Raw genomic sequence first — 17477 nt, 5'->3', positions numbered from 1 at the left:
CGCTGCCGGTGCCGCTGGCCCTGGTGGCGATGATCGGCATGGCCGGCGCCGTACTCGGCGGGGTGTACGCCGACCCGCTGCTCGGCCAGCTCGTCCTCGGTGCGGCGGTCGGCTCGGTCGGGGTGAGTCTGGCCGCCCGGCGACTGCCGTCCTGGCTGGTCGCCCCGCTCTCGGTGCTGGCCCTGCTCGGCTACACCGCCGCCGCGCTCTGGTTCACCGCGCGCCGGGCCGACCTGCCCGGGTCGCTCGGCGACATCACGGCGGACGCCGCCCGCAACGGCATTCCCCGGCTGCTCACCGCGCTGATCCCGGTCGAGCCGATGCCGGACACCGTGATCGTGCCGCTGGTCGCGGCCTGGCTGGCCGGGCTGGCCGGTGCCGAGGTCGGCGTCCGGGCCGACCGGGTGCTGCTCGGCCTGACCGCCCCCGCGGCCCTGTACGCGGGCGCGCTCTACGTGGTCGGCCCGAACGCCGATTCGACGCCCTGGCTGACGGTCGCGTTCGCCGCCGCCGGTGCGCTGGCGCTGGCCGCCGGTGGACGGCCGGCCCGCCCGGAGCGCGGCGGCGGCCCCGACCCGGCCGGCGACCTGGCTCCCGGAGTCCGGGCCGCGCTGCGGGCCCGCACCCTCGCCAGCACCGCGTTGGGCCTGGTCGTGGTGCTCGGGATCGCCGCCCTGGTGGCGCCCGTGGTGGCCCGGCAGGTCGGCACCACCCCGGTCGACCCGCGCCGCTACGTCCAACCGCCCCAGGTGGACAGCCTCGACGAGAATCCGCTGATCCGGATCTCCGGCTGGGCGCTGAACCCGGACCAGAAGCTGCTCGACGTGGCGACCGTCGGGGCGGATGGGCCGCAACCGCCCGGCACCGCCGCGCCGAGCCCGACCGGTGACGGCGAGGAGCCGGTCGTCGAGGAGGACGGCCCGCCGCCCGGCCAGCGGATCCGGCTCGCCGTGCTCGGCGACTACGACGGGGTGACCTGGCGGGTCGGCGCGACGTACCGGAACGCGGGCCGGGTGCTGCCCCAGCCGGAGCCGCTGCCGGACGCCCGGGTGAAGCAGGTGGTGCAGCAGATCACCATCGACAGCCTGACCGGTCGGCTGCTGCCGGCGGTACCCACCCCGCGCGAGGTGACCGGCGCCCGGGTGGCGTACGACCAGGACAGCGGGACGCTGATCCGGCCGGAGGGACTGACGACCGGACTGACCTACTCGGTCACCTCCCGACAGGAGAGTCCCGACTACAGCCTGCTGCCCTCGGCGAACGTGCCGGCCGGCGACGAGGTGGCCCGGTTCCTCAGGGTCGAGCCCGGCGCGCCGGAGCAGATGCAGCAGCTCGCCGCGCAGCTCGCCGAGGAGAACGGCGCGCCGTACGCCCGGGCCGACGCGATCGAGACGTTCCTCGCCGAGCACTATCGGGTGGTCGCCGACGCCCCCAGCGGGCACGCATATCCCAACCTCAACTTCTTCCTCTTCGGCCCGGTCAACGGTGGCGGGCAGCGGGGCACGTCGGAGCAGTTCGCCGCCGCGTTCGCCGTACTCGGCCGGATGACCGGGCTGCCCACCAGGGTGGTGGTCGGCTTCCAGTCGCCGACCGGCACCGGACCGGTACGCGGCGCGGACGCCCTCGCCTGGCCGGAGGTGCTCTTCGACGGCCTCGGCTGGGTGGCGTTCGACCCGCTGCCGAAGCCGAACACCCGCCCCAAGCCGGTCGAGCAGGACTTCAAGCCCGAGCCGGAGGATCCCACCCCGCCGCCGGACGAGGCGACGCAGAGCCCGGCGGCCACGCCGAGCGGTACCCCGGATCCGCAGGCGGCCCCGGGCCGGGGTGGCGGCCTCGGCACTCCCGTCCTGGTCGGCGGCGGTACCGGCGGTCTGCTGCTCCTGCTCGCCGGGCTGGCCACCCTGGTCGTCGGCCTGCGCCGGTCCCAGCGTCGCCGCCGGCTCGCCGAGGGGCCGCCCGCGCAGCGGATCGCCGGAGCCTGGCGGGAGGTGACCGACGCGTTGCGCCTGGCCGGCAGACCCGTGCCGGATCACCTGGCCGCCACCGAGGTCGCCGAGCACGCCCGGTCCACGCTGCACGGTGTGGCGGAGCAGGAGCCGGACGGCGGCGGTGGACCGGAACAGCCGGGCCAGCGCGGCGCACTCCGCCCGGCGACACCGCCGGTCGACGACCTGGCCGCGCTGGTCAACCTGGCCGCGTTCGCGCCCGGCAACGCCACCGACGACCAGGCCCGGCGGGCCGGCGAGCTGGCGGTGGCGTACGCGGCGGAACTCCGCGCCGACCGGCCGTGGTGGCGTCGGGTGCTCTGGTCGCTGCACCCCGGCCCACTCCGCTGGCGGCGCTGACCAGCCCTCCGGGTCGGGCCAGCCCCGAGCGGCAGGTCGGCGACCGACGCCTGTCCCGCCAGCACCCGGCATCCGACAACCGTCCCGCCGACAGCCGGTACCCGACGACTACTCCACCGACAGCCGGTACCCGACAACCGTCCCGCCGACGGCCGGCGCCCGACGACTACTCCACCGACAGCCGGAGCCCGGACGGCCGCCCGATCCGCCAGAGACCGGTGCAGCACCGCTGCCGCCAAGGCGCGCGACGCCGGCCGGCCGTCCGGGTCGGGGTCAGCCCGGGGGCAGGGTCGCCGGGCCGAGCTGCGCGATCAGCGTGGTCAGCGCGGCGGCGCCACCGGTCGCCACCTCCGGGGTGGGCAGCAGGGCCAGCACCGGAACATCGACTCCGGCCGCCACGTACCGCTCGACGCGGGCCCGGCACGTCTCAAGGCTGCCGTGCACGACCAGGGCGTCGACCAGCTCGTCCGGGATCAGCTCGGCAGCACCCCGGCGGTCACCGGCCGCCCAGGCCCGCCACATCGGCGCGATCACTGGTTCCCTTCCGAGCCAGCGGTGGAACTCCGCGTACGCCGGGACGGTCAGGTAGGTGGCGATCAGGCGGCGGGCGAACGTCCGGGCGTACCCGGCGTCCTCGGTCGGACAGACGAAGATCCGGGCGGCCACCTCGAAGCCGGGCCGGCGCTCCCCCAGCTCGGCGAGCACTTTCGGCACGTCGTCGTCGGTCAGCCAGTTGAGGATCGTCCCGTCCGCTTCGGCACCGGCCAGCCGCAGCATCCGGGGTCGCAGCGCGGCCAACAGGATCGGCGGCGGTACGGCCGGCGGCCGCTCCAACCGGAACCGCCGCACGGTGAAGGTGTCGTAGACCTCGTCGACCGTCTCGCCCCGCAGCGCCGCCCGCAGGAAACGCAGCACGTCCCGGCTGCGCCGGAACGGTTCGGTGAACCGCGTCGCGTTCCAGTCCTGCACCAGCACCGGTGACGAGGCGCCGATCCCGAGCGAGAACCGGCCGGGGGCGGCCTCGGCCAGCGCCGCCGCGCTCATCGCCAGCAGCCCGGGACCTCGGGTGAAGACCGGCGCGACCGCGGTGCCCAACCGCAGCGCCGGCTGCCAGGCGGCGGCGAGGGCCAGCGGGGTGAACGCGTCGCTGCCGGCCACCTCGGAGGACCACAGGTCCGTGAAACCCGCCTCGGCGAGCGCGGCGTAGATAGCGTCGTGTCCGTCGAGCGGTACGCCGCCCAGCGGCACGGTCATTCCCCAGCGTGTGGTCACCGGTCGATGGTGCCCGCTCGCTCAGGTCCGAGCAACCGAGCGCGCCCTTCTTGTAGCCTCTGCCGGTGACCTTCTCGATCGTGGCGCGATCCGACGACGGCCGGCTGCACGGGGTCGCGGTCGCGAGCAAGTTCCTCGGTGTCGGTGCCCTGGTGCCGGCCGCTGAGGCCGAGGTGGGAGCCCTGGCCACCCAGGCACACGCCAACCTGGCCTACCGGCCGCAGGGGCTGGCGTTCCTGCGTACCGGTCTGGCCGCGGCCGACGTGCTGGCCGGGCTGGTCGCCGCCGACCCCGCCCGTACGCACCGGCAGCTCGGCATCGTCGACGCGGACGGTACGGCCGCCACCTACACCGGCGCCGACTGCCACGACTGGGCCGGTGGGCAGGCCGGCACCGGCTGGGCGGCCCAGGGCAACATCCTGGTCGGGCCGCAGGTCGTCGACGAGATGCGGGACGCCTGGCTGGGCGGTGCCGGCCAGCGCTTCCCGGACCGGCTGCTCGGGGCACTGCGGGCCGGCGACCTGGCCGGCGGCGACCGGCGTGGCCGGCAGAGCGCCGCCCTGCTGGTCGTCGGTCGCGGCGGCGGGTACGGCGGCGGCAGCGACGTCGTGGTGGACCTGCGGGTGGACGACCACCCCGACCCGGTGACCGAGCTGGCCCGGCTGCTGGACGTGCACCGGATGCTCTTCGAGCGCCCCGACCCGGAGACGCTGCTCGACCTGACCGGTGCCCTCGCCGACGAGGTGTCGCGGCTGCTCGCCGGGGTCGGTCATCCGGGCGACGGTGCGGCGGTGGAGGCGCGGCTCGCCGCCTGGGCCGGCGTGGAGAACCTGGAGGAGCGGCTGGTGCCGGCCAGGATCGACCCCGTCGTGCTGGCCCACCTGCGCGCCCAGTCCTGAGCGGGCGTCCGAACCACGTCGCCCACCCACGGGCCCAGTCCCGAATGGGCCTACGGGCCCAGTCCCGAATGGGCGTCCGAGCCACGTCGTGAGGCCGACGGCCGAGGGCTGCCGTCGGTTTCACGGCCGGGCGAGGCGTCGGTGGCGCCGGATCTGCCGTTCGGCGGCCCGCCGGCGGTCGGCGACGAGGGCGGCCGGCCGGAGGGCTTGACGCTTTCGTCCGGGGTGGGCGTGGGCGGGGCCGGCGGTTTCGATGCCCGTTCCGCCCGCTCCGGAGTACGCACCGGTGCCTGCGCCTGGGGTTTCGCCGCGTCGCCGACGTCCGTGCTGCCGAGTCGGGCCGGCGCCGGCAGCGGCACGACGGGCGTGCCGGCGAGGGCCGCCACGAGGAACTCCCGCCACAGCTCCAGCGGCAGGTCCTCACCGTTGATCGGTCGCTCACGTACGTCCCGAACCGGTCCGGGGGTACTCCGTCCCAACCAGACCACGGCGGCGAGCTGCGGGGTGTAGCCGGCCATCCAGGCGTCCTGCACGTCCACGGTGTCGCCGTACTGCTGGGTGCCGGTCTTGCCGGCAGCAGGCCGGCCGGGTACGCCGCCATGGTGATCGAGCACACCGCGCAGCACGGCGCCGACGTCGGCGGCGACCGCCGGAGCGAGCACCCGGACCCCCGCCGGCTTCGCGGTGTAGCGGCGTTGGCCGCGGATGTCGTCGACGGACGCGACGAAGTGCCGCTCGCGCCGTTCACCCTGGCTGGCCAGCGATGCGAACACGGTCGCGACGTCGGCCGGGGCGACCGGGTAGCGGCCGAGCGCGATGTCCGACCGGGTACGCCCCGGCGCCGGCTCGTTGGCGGCGTCCACCAGGGTGGGCCGGTCACCGTACCGGGCCGGCACGCCCATCGCCTGGGCCAGCCGGCGTACCCGGTCCGGCCCGACCCGCCCGGCGAGGGCGTAGTACGGCGTGTTCAGCGACAGTTCCATTGCCCGGTCGAGTGGACAGTCGGCGCATTGCAGGTCGCGACGGTTGACCAGCGGGACCCCGTACCGGTCGGCGAACTGGCGGGGGCTGCTCCCGTCCCACCGCGACCGGTAGGAGATGCCCTGGTTGAGCGCCTCGGCCAGCACCAGTGGCTTGAACGTCGAGGCGGGTGGCCGGGGCGCCAACGCGTCGTCGAAGTAGCCGCTGCCCCGGTCGCCGCCGTAGTAGGCGGCAATCCCGCCGGTCCGGGGGTCGATCGCCACCAACGCCGCCCGGAGTCCGAACGGCTGCTCGGCCAGGGCCCGGGTGACCTTGCGGACAGCCGCGGTCTGCGCGGTGGCGTCCAGGGTGGTGACCACCCGCAACCCGCCGGTGTGCAGCACCTGGCGTCCGATCCCCCGCTCGGCGAGTTCGCTCTCCACCGCGTCGACGACCAGCCCCAGCGGGCCGCTCAGGGCATCCCGGGTCGGCGACCGATCGGCCACCGCCGGATACGGCACGGCGGCGGCGCCCGGCTCCGCCCAGCCCAGCGACTCCATCGCCCGCATGATCCAGAGCCATCGGTCCCGCGCCGCTGCCCCGTCCACCGCCGGGTCGAACCGCCACGGGTCCTTGATCAGCGCCGCCAGCACAGCGCCCTGCTGCGGGCTGAGCCGGTCGACGGTGACCCCGAAGTAGGCCCCGGCCGCGGCCTGGATGCCGTACGCGCCGCGTCCGAAGTAGATGGTGTTCAGGTACCGCTCCAGGATGGCGTCCTTGGCGTACCGGCGTTCCAGCTTGGCGGCGAGCACCGCCTCCTTCGCCTTCCGGTCGGCGGTCACCTCCTGGCTGAGATACGCGTTGCGGGCGTACTGCTGGGTGATGGTGGAGGCGCCCTGGGTCCCGCCGTCGGTGAGGCCGGCCCAGATCGCCCGGGCGACGCCCCGGGCGGAGACGCCGGAGTGCTGGTAGAAGTCCCGGTCCTCGGCGGCCAGCACGGCCCGGCGGACCGGTGTCGGCACCTGGGCCAGCGGCACGTCGGTGCGGTCGGCGACGCCCACCCGGGCCAGGATGGTTCGCCCGTCCCGGTAGTAGAGGATCGACGCCTGCACCGGCCTGGGGTCGTCCGGCAGCGGAATCGACCGGACGTACCAGCCCAGTCCGCCGGAGCCGAGCAGCAGCAGGACGAGGAGAAGGCTCCCCCAGCGCAGCCATCGCCGGCGGTGCCGGACGACGATCCGGGTCAGCAGTCCACGCAGGCTGCGGCCCAGCGCGGCCACCCCCCTCACCGGGCGTTCCCGGACCATCCGAGCGCGTCGGCGCTCACCCCGGCCGGCGTCCCGACCGGACCGGTGGCCGGCGCAAGCACCTGGCGCGCCACCTCGGTGCAGGTCCGGCCGCCGTGGTCGAGACCGCCCCGCGCGGTCGAATAGCCGGTCTGCACCACCAGCACCCAGCGGGCCGAGACGGCCAGACAGTTGACCGCCCACCGCCCCTCGTTCACGTGCAGCGTCCAGCCGTTCTTGATGGCCAGCCCGGCCCGCTCCGCGCGCGGCAGTGCCGAGACGATTCCGAAGTAGCCCTCACCCCGCACCCGCCGCATCTGGTCGAGTACCCATCTGGTCCACCTCTGACCAGCGGCGCGGCCGTCGGCCACGCAGCCGCCCATCCGGGCGGCGTCCCGGGCCGTCATCCGGGTGAGCGACCACCAGCCGGGCCGTACCGTCGTCTCGGTGAGTCCGCAGATCGTGATCAGGCGTTCGATGACGGCGTCCTCGCCGTTCCGCTGGTAGATCACCTCGGCGGCGTGGTCGTCACTGTCCCGGATCATCGCGGAGAGCGCCGCGATCTCGTCGGGGTGCGGCCGGATGTCGCGCTCGGCGAGCCGACGCAGGTCGTCGGCGGCTATCCACACCTTGATCATCGATTCGGCGGTGTAGGTCTGCGTCGCCTCGGCCGAGGTTCGCAGCGTCCTGGTGGGCAGGTCGAGCAGCGCCCAGGCGACCCGGTCGGGCTCGACCGGCGGTGCGCCGGTCACGGCCCGCCACCGATGCACCCCGACCACTGACGCCGCGCCCAGCACCGTCACGAGCACGCCGACCAGTCCCAGGCGTAACGCCCGCCGTCGCCCCCGCCGCCGGGCCGGCGCCGGGGAATCGGGTACGTCGGCCGTCTGGCCGTCGCTCGTCGCCGCGTCCAATCAGCACTCCCCGGCGACCGGAGCCGGGGCAACCGGCGGGTCCGCAACGCGGGACGACTCCGAACAAATCATGATCATCCTCCCAAGCGGCGCTCCGACGCCTATAAGGACGACAGTCAGATCTAATACGTTGCTCGGAGGAGTCGAGCAGTGTGCCGCCGCTGGCCGGATTTTCCGGGCCTTGGCAGTTTCCGCAGGCGGACGGCGTCCACCCGGCGCGCGGTGGGATTCGAAAGACGCGGGTGCGGCGGCTTTCTCTCCCGTCCGGTCCGCGCTGCCCCCGGATGTACGCCGCGCCGAGTTGCCCGCCCTCGGTTGGTGACGGGCTGAGGCGGCGCGTGGCGGCCCGAGCCGCGTCGGTCTCCGGAGTGAACTTCGCCGGCCCGAAGTACGCGGCGGCGTCGACCTCGGCGCGCGGCGGCGCCGGTTCGGCCAGCATCCCGACCACCCGGCCGGCCCCGGTGCTCACGTGCGCGGCCAGCTCCCGTACGTCCCACGGTGGACATAGCGTCGGTCGGGCGAACTCCGGCTCGGTGAGCCCGGCCAGCACCTCGGCGAGCCGGACGGCTTCGCCCCGGAACACCTCGACCACCCGCACGTCGTCAGGTTACAAGCGCGCATCGACGCAAGGTACGAGCGCCCATCGCTCCTGCTCATTCCCGCCCGGTTCGCCGAGGGACGGTAAGTGCTGCGCCCGCGCGTCGTGCCTGCGTACGGCGAGGATGTGGATTGACGACATCCACCGTGCCCGCAATCGGCGGCAGGCCGGGTGCAGTCACCCGCACCCGGCCTGCCGGCGGGAGGCCGGGGTCGAGCGTCGCCCGCAGCAGGCGGTCCGGTCACGTTGCCCCTGCGCCGCTCCTCGGCCAACCCGCATACTCTGCCAGCTACAGGGCGGTCGTGGTCTTTGCCAGGATGCTGGCGAGTGCGGCGTAGTCGACGTCCTGCCCTTCTTTGATGTCGACGGCTTTGCGTTCACCGTTGCCCAATGCCCGAAGGAGTCCCTTGACCTCTGGGATGTCCGTCGCGTTGAACACCATGAACGAGACCTTGGCCTTGGCCACCGCGATGACAGCCGCGTAGTGCCCGTTCTTGAGGTAGTGCGGCTTGCCGTACTGGAGCCGCTCCTCGACACCTGGAACGGTCTGGCCGACCATCGTACGTAGTTTCTCGCACACATCGGTCTGCCACGGCTGTGCCTTGTTGATGTACTGCGTAACACTGTCACTCACGGTCTTCTCCTTCATCACCGTTCGTCAAGAGCGGTGTCTCGTCGTACATCCGGATCCTGCCGGCATGCCGCCTCGGTCACCCTTCACCGACAGGAGCCTCAGGACTCCTGCCCCCACCCGACGAGGTCGTCCTGGCTGGGGGTGTAGGTCAACACGACCACGCCCGAGTCGAACGCCTGCGTGCCGACCAGCCGAAGGACCATCGGCCCGCCCGACTCTTCGAAGAGGCGCACCCCACCGCCCATCACGACGGGGTAGGTGACCAGGCGCAGTTCGTCGAGGAGCTCGTTGCGCAGCAGCCACCTGACCAGTGCGACACTGCCGTAGATCAGGATGTCGCCATCCAGCTCGGCCTTCAGCTTCGCGATCGTCTCAGCGACGTTCTCGCTGATGACGGTGGTGTTGTTCCACTCGCCCCGCTTCAGCGTCGTCGAGACGACGTACTTGGGCATGTTATTCATCTTGTCGGCGAAACCGGCCTCGTCGGTCATGTTCGGCCAAGAGGCAGCGAACCCCTCGTAGGTGGCCCGGCCGAGCAGCAACGCGTCGGCGGCCCGGAGCTGCTCCAGCCCGGTTCGCATGGAGTCCTCGCTGACGAACTGGAAGGTAAACCGCTGCGGGTCATCGACGACCCCGTCGGCGGTCGTGAAGATGGACAAAACAATGCGTCCCATATGTGCCTCCCGGGTGCTTCGGTGACCTGAGATAGAGCCTCCAGCACGGGGACGGCACGGGCATCAGTGGCGACCACGTATTCCACCACCCATTGGAGCACCAATACCTGATCCCGGAGTCAGGCATGATGGTGCGATGACCGTCGCGTATCCCGCCGGAGCGTCGAAGCGAGAGATCGAGGTACTCGTCATGCTCGGCGCGCGCCTGTCCAACGCCGACATCGCCGGCAGGCTGCACATCTCTGTACGGACTGTGGAGAGTCACGTCTCCGCGCTGCTACGCAAGTACGGCGTCGCCGATCGGAGGGCGCTCGCCGAAATCGCTGTACAGGCGCAGGCAGGGGCGCCGGTGCCAGGGCGGCTGGCCGGCCTGCAACCAGCGCTCACCACCTTCATCGGCAGGAGCGCCGAACACGAGCACCTGATGGAGATGCTGCGCAGCGCGCGGCTGGTGACCGTGGTGGGGCCGGGCGGGGTGGGAAAGACGCGGCTGGCGGGCCAGATCGCCGAGGCGGCGGGGCCTTCCTTCCCCTCCGGCGGCGCGTTCGTCGATCTCGTCCCGGCCCGCGGTGGGTACGTCGCGCAGGCGGTTGCCGCCGCGCTCGGCGTCAGCGAGCGCCCCCAGCAGTCGCTGGAGGACGCCGTGCTGGAACGGCTCGGAGAGGGCCGATCGCTGCTGGTGCTGGACAACTGCGAGCATGTGATCGACGTGGTGGCGCCGTTCGCGGAGCGGGTGCTGGCCGGCTGCCCTGGGACCCGCATCCTCGCCACCAGCCGGGAACGACTCGGCGTACCGGGCGAGCGTGCCGTACCGCTCGGCCCGCTGCCGCTGGAGTCCGACGCCGAGCGACTCTTCATCGACCGCGCCACCGCTGCGGACCCCGGGTTCGCGGCGGACCCTGTGGTGGTCGCCAAGCTGTGCACGCGGCTGGACGGCATGCCGTTGGCGATCGAGCTGGCTGCGGCACGCAGCGCCACCCTGGGCGAGAACGGGTTGCTGGCCGCACTCGACGACCACCTACGGCTGGTGGCCGGCGGCAGGGGTGTGGACGAGCGGCACCGCTCGCTGCGCGCGGTCATCGGCTGGAGCTACGACCTGCTCGATGACGAGGAACGGGCACTGTTCCGGCGGCTCGCCGCCTTCGCTGGGGCATTCGACCTCGACGCCGTCGCCGCGGTGAGCCCCGCCGGGAGCACCCGCGGTGCGGTCGCCGACGTGCTTGGCAGGCTCGCGGACAAGAGCCTGGTCACCGTGCATCGCCGGGGTGGCGCGGCCCGGTGGCGACTGCTGCAGACGGTACGCGCGTTCGCCGCCGAACAACTGGACGCGTCGGGCGAGCGGCCGGAGACCCAGGACCGGCACCTGCGCTGGGCGGCGGACGTCGCCACCGAACTGGAGACGAGGCTGGACGGCGACGAGTGGTACGAAGAGTTCGACGCGGTCGCCGACGACCTGAGAGCCGCCCTCGCCGCCGCCCCCGAAGGCCCGGCTGAGCTGCCACACCGGCTGGCTCGGGCACTGGCCCACCTCGCCTACACGCGGCGGTTCCTGATGGAATCGCTCGGCCACTACCGGGCCGCCGCCGAGCTGGCCCCCGCTCCGGGCGAGGCCGCGGCGGACCTGTCCGCCGCCTCCGCCGTTTCCCATGCCATCGGCGACGACGGTCAGCGGCCCTTCGACCTGCTGCTCGCCGCCGCGGAGCGGGCCCGCACGGCCGGGGATCACGGGGCCACGGCCATCGCGCTGGCGCAGGCGGTCACCACCGCCCGGCGGCATCCGGCAGGGTTCGCCACGGAGGTCCCGTACGAGCGCCTGCGTGACCTCCTCGACGAGGCCGCGTCCGCGGCTGACGGGTCGAGCGACGCCGTGGTGGCGGCCCGGCTCGCCGAGGCGGCGGCGTGGGCCGCGACCTCCGACAGGTACGAGGCGGACCCGGCACTCGCCGAGGCCGCTGCGGCAGCCGCCCGAGCCACCGGCGATCCGGTGCTGACCAGCGCGGCTCTGGACGCGGTGGCCACTGCCGGCATCGTGGCGGGGCGCGGCGCGGATGTGCGCCGGGTGATGGACGAACGGTTGGCCCTGCTGCCCGCGATGCCCCGGCACGACCCGAACGCCGCCCCGGAGATCGTCGACACGTACCGCATGGCCCACCTGGCCGCCCTCGGCGTCGGTGACCTACCGGCCGCCCTGTCGATCGGGCAGCGGACCATGGACGACGACCTCGCCGGCAGCTCGTACTACTCGGCCGCCCTCCTGATCACCCCGCTGGTGCTCAGCGGGCGCTTCGACGAGGCGCTGCGAATGGCGGGCACCGCGTGGGACGGTTGGCAGCGGGCCGGCCGTCCGCGCACCGGCACGATGTCGCCGCCGATGGCCGCCGTCGCCCTCGTCCACGGGCTGCGCGGCGACGACGAGGGGTACGCACTGTGGCGTTCCCGCGCGATCGAGGTCATCGGGGAGCTACCCGCGCACTCCACGTTCGTGACGATGGTCGACGCGCGGCTCGCCGTACACGCCGGGCGGGTCGAGGACGCCGCCGCGCTCGTCCGGTTGGCCTTCAACGGCATCCGAAGCTGGTCTCCGCCCTACTCCCGGGCGGTGGGTGCCGAGCTGGCGGTCGTCGCCGGGCTTCCCGACGCGCCGGACCTGCTATCGGCCGCCGAGCGGCACGAAAGCGCGTGGGCCGCCGCCTGCACCGCCCGCGCCCGAGGCCGCCATTACGGCGACAGCGCCGCCCTCACCGCCGCCGTGGCGGGGTGGGAACGGATCGGCGCCCGGTTCGAACGCGCATCCACGCTCCTGCTGTTGCCGGACCGTGCCGCCGAAGGCCGGCGGGAGCTCGCCACCCTCGGTGTCGAGGTTCCGGCTCAGGGAGTTTGAGGAGAACTCCTACCTCTGTTGAGTGTGGGAATCGGCGCCAGCGGCCGCCCGTAGTCTGGCCACCTCTGGCAGGAGCTCTTAGCCGGCCGGACCGGTGACGCCTCGGCCGGTATATCGGGGCACCACCCGGTGCAGGGTGACCAGTACCAGGGCTGTCACCAGGGCGGCGGTGCCGGCGATCCCCGCCGCGCTGCCGCCGTACGCGATCAGGAGCTGGCGTCGGCCGAACTCGGAGATCGGCGTCGACCGCATGCCGTCGGTCCAGCCGAGGGCGACCGCGGCGACCAGCAGCAGGGCCAGGCCGACCACGCCCAACACGGCGGCGGCCCGCCGGTTGCCGTCCGCGGCGGCGACCTGCGCGGTCTCGCGTTGGGTCAGCAGCAGCACCAGGCTGGCCGCCGACGCCCAGGCGCCGACCACCAGCAGCGCCGCCACGGCGTCGCTGGGCCGGTGCCAGCCGGCCGACAGGGTGGCGACACCGGCCGCGGCGGCATACCCGGCGCCGACCAGCGCACCCCAGCCCCTGACCCGGGGCGGCAGCACCATGACCAGGGCGATCGCCACCGAGGCGGCGACCGCGGTGTGTCCACTGGGCAGGCTGTTGCCGGCCGCCTCGCGGGCCTCGTCAACATCGAAGTCGGGTCGCTCGATGAAGGACTTCAGCGCCTGGGTGGTGAGGTTGGCGCCCACGATCAGCAGCACGGTCACCACCGCCAGCGTGATCCGGACCCGGATCAGCGCGATGAAGCCGATGACCGCGGTGGCGGCCAGCAGCGACAGCAGGGAGACCGCGTTCAGTACGCCGCCGACGATGCCCTCGATCCGGTGTTGCCCGATCGAGTTGCCGGTCAGTGCGATCGTGTCCAGCACCTGGCCCTGTTCGGTGCCGACGGCGAACCGCCAGACCACGACGAACGCGAGGATCTGGAGTGCGGTCAACAGGACCAGCCAGGAGGCTGTCAGGATGCCGCTTCGGCCACGCACGCCGGACACCGTATCGGACGCTCCCGGCATAGCCGACACCGCACTCGATCCGCGAGTGGCGCAAGGGGGTGGAAGGGGGCGGACAGCAAGAAGCGGGAGGGGCCGCCACGGGGGAAGCGGCCCCTCCCACTCAGGTCAGGATACTCCGTCTTGCCGTAAGGGGCACCCCGGACTGACTGGAAACTCAGTGTCTTAGTCACGTCCCGGCACGAAACTCTTCGCCATGGCAACGGCCGGAGGAAGTGGTCCCGGCCCCGGAGAACGAGGCCGGGCGGGCGGCACCGGTTGGTGCCGCCCGCCCGGCGGGCGGTGGTGGTCGCCCCGTGCTGTCCGGAGTGGAACGGGAGTGGCGGGCCGGCCGGATCGCTGCGTTGGCCAATCCGGCCGGGCCCGCCACGGTTGGCCTGACCGTGGGAATCAGGCCCGTCTGGTGACCGGGATCAGCCGATCAGCCGGTCGTAGTCGTGCAGCGCCATCGCCACGTCGATCTGCGCCCAGAAGCGGTGGTACGTGAAGGTCGGCACCGGGCCGCCGTTCAGGTACGACTCCACCTTGTCCCAGTCCGGGTCGTCCTCGAGGAACGAGCGGATGCTCAGGAACGTGGAGTTGGAGTTGATCGGGTCACCGTTCGGCATGGTGCCGGTGAAGCCGGACGGGATGTAGAGACCCTGGCCGGTACTGGAGTTGTAGGTGTCGTCGAAGCGGTTGTAGTCCGCCTTCGTCTCCGGCACCGCGACGCCCTTGTCGTCCTTGTGCTGCAGGACGGCGTCGAGCAGGGCCTTCGCGGTCTCCTTGGCCTCGGTGTGGTTGGCCTTCGCACCGTAGTAGATCAGCGTACGTGCGTAGGCACCCGCGACGCCGACGTCCTGGGTGTGGTCGACCACCGAGACCCGCAGGTTGCTGTTGTTCACCGAGGTGGTGCCGGCGGTCCAGTTGCCACCCGGCTGGCCGCTCCAGCTCAGCGTCGACGGGATCTGGTAGTCCGCACCGTTCACCGTGGTGTTGTCCAGCGCCCAGTTGACCCACTTGTCGAGCAGCGCCTTGGCCCGGGCGTCACCACTCTCGTGGTAGTACTCCGCGACCCGCTCCATGCTCCACGCCTGGAAGCCGAACCACTGGTTCGACGGCGGGTCGTGGTAGACCGGCTTGACGTCGTACACCATGCCGTAGAAGGTCGGCACGCCGGCCGGGCGGGCGCTGTAGTCGCCGTTCCAGCTGTTGGTCGCGCCACCGGCGATCGCGCCGTCGGCCGACTGGAGCCAGGTGTAGAAGTCGATCTGCCGGGTGAGGCTGGTGGCCCAGTCGGTCCGCGCGGTCGGCGACCGCGGGGTCAGCTCGGACACCGTGGAGAGGGCGTACGCGGCGAACGGGTTCTGGTAGCCGCCGTGGTTGTGGCTGGAGCCGATCCGCCACGACCAACTGCTGCTGCCACCCTGCGAGCCGCCCCAGGCGTAGTACCAGGAGAGCAGGTATGCGGAGCTGTTCTTGCCGGTGCCGGCCGCGCAGGACGGCGAGGCGCACCCGGGCTGCTTGAAGTACTTGTCGTACATCGCGTAGCGCAGGTAGTCACCCATCTTGGCGGCGTTGGCGATGGTGGCCGAGATCTGACCCTCGGCACCCTGCTCCTTGGCCCACTTCAGCGCCCAGTACGCGGCCTGGACGGCGCGGGCGTCGGCGTCGGGAGCGTTGGTGTAGCGCCACTGCTGGGCGTAGGACGAGTCACCGATGAAGATCGGCAGGTAGCCGTTCGGGCCGCCGTGCCGGAACGTCTCGCAGGAGGGGTGCGGAACGGTCTCGAAGACCGACTCCTGCGGGCCGCGCTGGTAGGTGTTGATGTACGCCGGCTTGGTGGTGCCGTCGCCGCACTTGCCGTAGCCGTAGACGTTGTCCACGTCGAGCAGCCAGTGCATGCCGTACACCCGGCCGCTGTTGTAGGTGGACTGGAGCTCGGCGGCGAGCGGGTCCTGACCCACCCGGACGCTGGAGTCGAGCTTGCCGCCCTGCTGCGGGTAGAGGTCCGGCCGGTTCGCCTCCGGGGCGTAGTCCGCCGGGTCGCTGGCGTTGTAGTTCGACTGGGTCTCGGACGGGATGATGTACCGGTCCATGACCTCCCAGGCCTCGTTGAACGGTCCCCACTCACCGGTGGTCCGGCCGTACATGGCCTCCAGGAAGAGCCAGTAGCTGAACGCCTCGGAGGTGGTCTCGTGACCGTGGTCCGGGGCCTCGACCAGCAGCGTCTCCACGGAGTGGTACGGCACGCCCTCGGGACTGAAGTAGCCGCTCGCCGGCGCCTTGATCTTGTTGTAGAGCTCCAGGAACTCCTCGCCGTACTCGCCGGCCGGTCCGCCGCCCTCGTCGTCGGTGACGGTCACCTGGGTGGTGCCGGGGGTACGCCCGCTGGCGCTGGCGGTGACGGTCGCCGTGTCGTTGGTGTCGTCGGCGTCCTGCGCGGCGTTGACCGGGACGTTGACGCCGGTGTTCCAGTTCTGCGGGGTGATCGTCGCGGTGCTGGCGCCGAGCGTAACGTCCGCGTCGCCGGTCTTGGCCAGGTTGACGGTGACGTTGCTGGTCGGCGCGGCGCTGAGCTTGACGTTCAGCGCGGCGTTGCCGCCCTCGGGCACCGAGAGCGTCGCCGGGACCACCACGCTCGGCTGGGTCGTGCCGCCGACGGTGAAGGCCACCTCGTCGATGCCGCTCAGCCCGGCGCTGTCGTACGCCCTGGCCTGTGCGGTGTACGACCCGGCCGGCAGCGCGCTGTTGGTGTAGCTGTACGGCGCGCTGGTGTCGGTGCCGACCAGCAGGCCGTTGCGGTAGAACTCGACCCGCTCGACCGGCCCCTCGGCGTCGCTCGCGCTGGCCGAGACGGTGACGTCGGCCGGTGCGGTGAAGGTCGCGCCGTTGGCCGGGCTGGTGATGTCAACGGTCGGCGCGGTGTTCTGGGCGCCGTTGCACGGGTTGCCGTTGATGGTGAACGCGGTCGGGTTGGCGTTGGTCCCCGAGTAGGAGCCGTTGAACCCGATGCTGGTCGAGGCGCCGGTGCCCAGGTTGCCGTTCCAGGCCACGTTCGTCGCGGTCACGTTGGCGCCGGACTGGGTCCAGTTCGCCGACCAGCCCTGGGTGATCCGCTGGTTGCCCGGGAAGGTGAACCCGAGGCTCCAGCTGGTCATCGGATCGCCGACGTTCCGGATGGTGACGGACGCGCTGAATCCGGAGCCCCAGCTGTTGGCGGTGTAGGTGACGTCGCAGCCGGGGGCCGCGTAGGCGGTGCCGGGGACGACGGCAACACCTCCGACCACCAATATGCCGGCGGCGGCCATCGCCAGTCGGCGTCTTCCTAACCTCAACTTCATGTCGTGACTTCTCCTCGCGGACCGGGCCGCGGTGCTGCCGCGGCTGGGGCGCCTCCTGCGCGTGGTGCGGGGGCGATGCGCGTGGGTGGGTAGGCGCCGGAATGGTGGTGGGCAACCCGTCCCGGACCGGGGTCGGCGGACGCCGGAGGAGACGCCGGACGTGGCGGCTCCGAGCTGTGCGGGGGCGCCGTTACCGAGAGACTCGGATGCCCTGGCGGCCCATGATCGCGTCGGCTTGTGGCTCCCTGCCGCGATAGTTCGACAGTGTGGCATGGGAGCGCTCCCGCAGCAAGTGGAGTCCGGCGCGACTCCACTACAGACGCTCGGATAAGCCCGCTGACCTGGGCATAGAGTCGATCGAGGCAGCACAACGGAGTTTCGTCGACGTTGGCCTGATGTTTCGATCTTATTTTGGGTCTTTCACAAACCCGTGACGCGGGCTACAGTCCAACCAACGTCGATGGGAGCGCTTCCATTGATGAAGATGTAAGTAGCTTGGATCGCACCACCACGGAGGCTGCGAGGACCCGGTCCCCGGATCGATCGCTCCCCGTTGGGCGAGCTACGGCAATGGTACGTAGCCGCCGACCGCTCAGCCACAGGGCTGAGGGCGGGCCAGCCCGGACTCCGCCGTCAGCCAGCTCACCACCGTCGGAAGGAGGTGGAACCAGAGCCACTCG

General features: G+C 72.4%; 10 protein-coding genes and 1 pseudogene. 3 read left to right on the top strand and 8 right to left on the bottom strand.

The genetic code is table 11. The features are described 5' to 3' along the window. The first annotated feature begins 29 nt into the window (after window positions 1–29). Window positions 30–2345 carry a DUF3488 and transglutaminase-like domain-containing protein gene (locus ACSMXO_RS15675; protein WP_455419247.1) on the top strand — a complete coding sequence of 772 codons (2316 nt, stop codon included), beginning with the start codon at window positions 30–32 and terminating at the stop codon, window positions 2343–2345. Between the two features lie 273 nt (window positions 2346–2618). Here the strand turns inward: ACSMXO_RS15675 and ACSMXO_RS15670 are convergent, their stop codons facing one another. Then, window positions 2619–3599 (bottom strand): LLM class F420-dependent oxidoreductase, encoded by a 981-nt coding sequence (locus ACSMXO_RS15670; protein WP_455419246.1) that lies wholly within the window; start codon window positions 3597–3599, stop codon window positions 2619–2621. Window positions 3600–3682: 83 nt separating this feature from the next. Here ACSMXO_RS15670 and ACSMXO_RS15665 point away from each other — a divergent pair, with 83 nt between their 5' ends. Further along, a complete protein-coding gene (locus ACSMXO_RS15665; protein WP_455418293.1) occupies window positions 3683–4516 on the top strand; it encodes a DUF1028 domain-containing protein in 834 nt (277 codons plus the stop codon). A gap of 50 nt (window positions 4517–4566) precedes the next feature. Here the strand turns inward: ACSMXO_RS15665 and ACSMXO_RS15660 are convergent, their stop codons facing one another. The 5 genes and pseudogenes from ACSMXO_RS15660 to ACSMXO_RS15640 form a co-directional block, all read right to left on the bottom strand. Then, window positions 4567–6765: a transglycosylase domain-containing protein gene (locus ACSMXO_RS15660; RefSeq protein ID WP_455418292.1), complete on the bottom strand. Its 2199-nt coding sequence runs from the start codon at window positions 6763–6765 to the stop codon at window positions 4567–4569. Next, window positions 6762–7676, bottom strand: coding sequence for a serine hydrolase (locus tag ACSMXO_RS15655; RefSeq protein ID WP_455418291.1), 915 nt, complete (start codon window positions 7674–7676; stop codon window positions 6762–6764). Before ACSMXO_RS15655 ends, ACSMXO_RS15660 begins: the two co-directional genes overlap by 4 nt. A 346-nt stretch (window positions 7677–8022) precedes the next feature. Continuing rightward, window positions 8023–8274: pseudogene (locus ACSMXO_RS15650) on the bottom strand (maleylpyruvate isomerase N-terminal domain-containing protein); the annotation flags it as partial. A 289-nt stretch (window positions 8275–8563) separates the two neighbouring features. Beyond that, window positions 8564–8908, bottom strand: coding sequence for a DUF1801 domain-containing protein (locus ACSMXO_RS15645; RefSeq protein WP_346261887.1), 345 nt, complete (start codon window positions 8906–8908; stop codon window positions 8564–8566). A 98-nt stretch (window positions 8909–9006) separates the two neighbouring features. After that, complete coding sequence (locus tag ACSMXO_RS15640; RefSeq protein ID WP_346261886.1) at window positions 9007–9582, bottom strand: dihydrofolate reductase family protein; 576 nt, start codon at window positions 9580–9582, stop codon at window positions 9007–9009. Between the two features lie 136 nt (window positions 9583–9718). Between ACSMXO_RS15640 and ACSMXO_RS15635 the strand changes: the two genes are divergently transcribed. Then, entirely contained in the window at window positions 9719–12463 is a 2745-nt protein-coding gene (locus ACSMXO_RS15635; protein ID WP_455418290.1) for an ATP-binding protein, read from the top strand. A 78-nt stretch (window positions 12464–12541) separates the two neighbouring features. Here the strand turns inward: ACSMXO_RS15635 and ACSMXO_RS15630 are convergent, their stop codons facing one another. Together ACSMXO_RS15630 and ACSMXO_RS15625 are read right to left on the bottom strand one after the other, a co-directional pair. Next, window positions 12542–13447, bottom strand: coding sequence for a phosphatase PAP2 family protein (locus tag ACSMXO_RS15630; protein WP_455418289.1), 906 nt, complete (start codon window positions 13445–13447; stop codon window positions 12542–12544). 440 nt (window positions 13448–13887) lie between these two features. Beyond that, window positions 13888–16797, bottom strand: a complete 2910-nt coding sequence (locus ACSMXO_RS15625) for a glycoside hydrolase family 48 protein (protein ID WP_455418288.1) — start codon at window positions 16795–16797, stop codon at window positions 13888–13890. Window positions 16798–17477 lie beyond the last annotated feature (680 nt).

The sequence above is a fragment of the Plantactinospora sp. DSM 117369 genome, from assembly GCF_053764795.1.
Note: the sequence above shows the minus strand (reverse complement) of the source record. Positions and strands in the feature narration are given on the sequence as shown.

What these genes read in the sequence shown, in the direction of transcription:
- ACSMXO_RS15640 (WP_346261886.1), bottom strand. Translation starts at nt 9,582, where the DNA reads ATGGGACGCATTGTTTTGTCCATCTTCACGACCGCCGACGGGGTCGTC.
- ACSMXO_RS15670 (WP_455419246.1), bottom strand. Translation starts at nt 3,599, where the DNA reads ATGACCGTGCCGCTGGGCGGCGTACCGCTCGACGGACACGACGCTATC.
- ACSMXO_RS15625 (WP_455418288.1), bottom strand. Translation starts at nt 16,797, where the DNA reads ATGAAGTTGAGGTTAGGAAGACGCCGACTGGCGATGGCCGCCGCCGGC.
- ACSMXO_RS15635 (WP_455418290.1), top strand. Translation starts at nt 9,719, where the DNA reads ATGACCGTCGCGTATCCCGCCGGAGCGTCGAAGCGAGAGATCGAGGTA.
- ACSMXO_RS15675 (WP_455419247.1), top strand. Translation starts at nt 30, where the DNA reads ATGATCGGCATGGCCGGCGCCGTACTCGGCGGGGTGTACGCCGACCCG.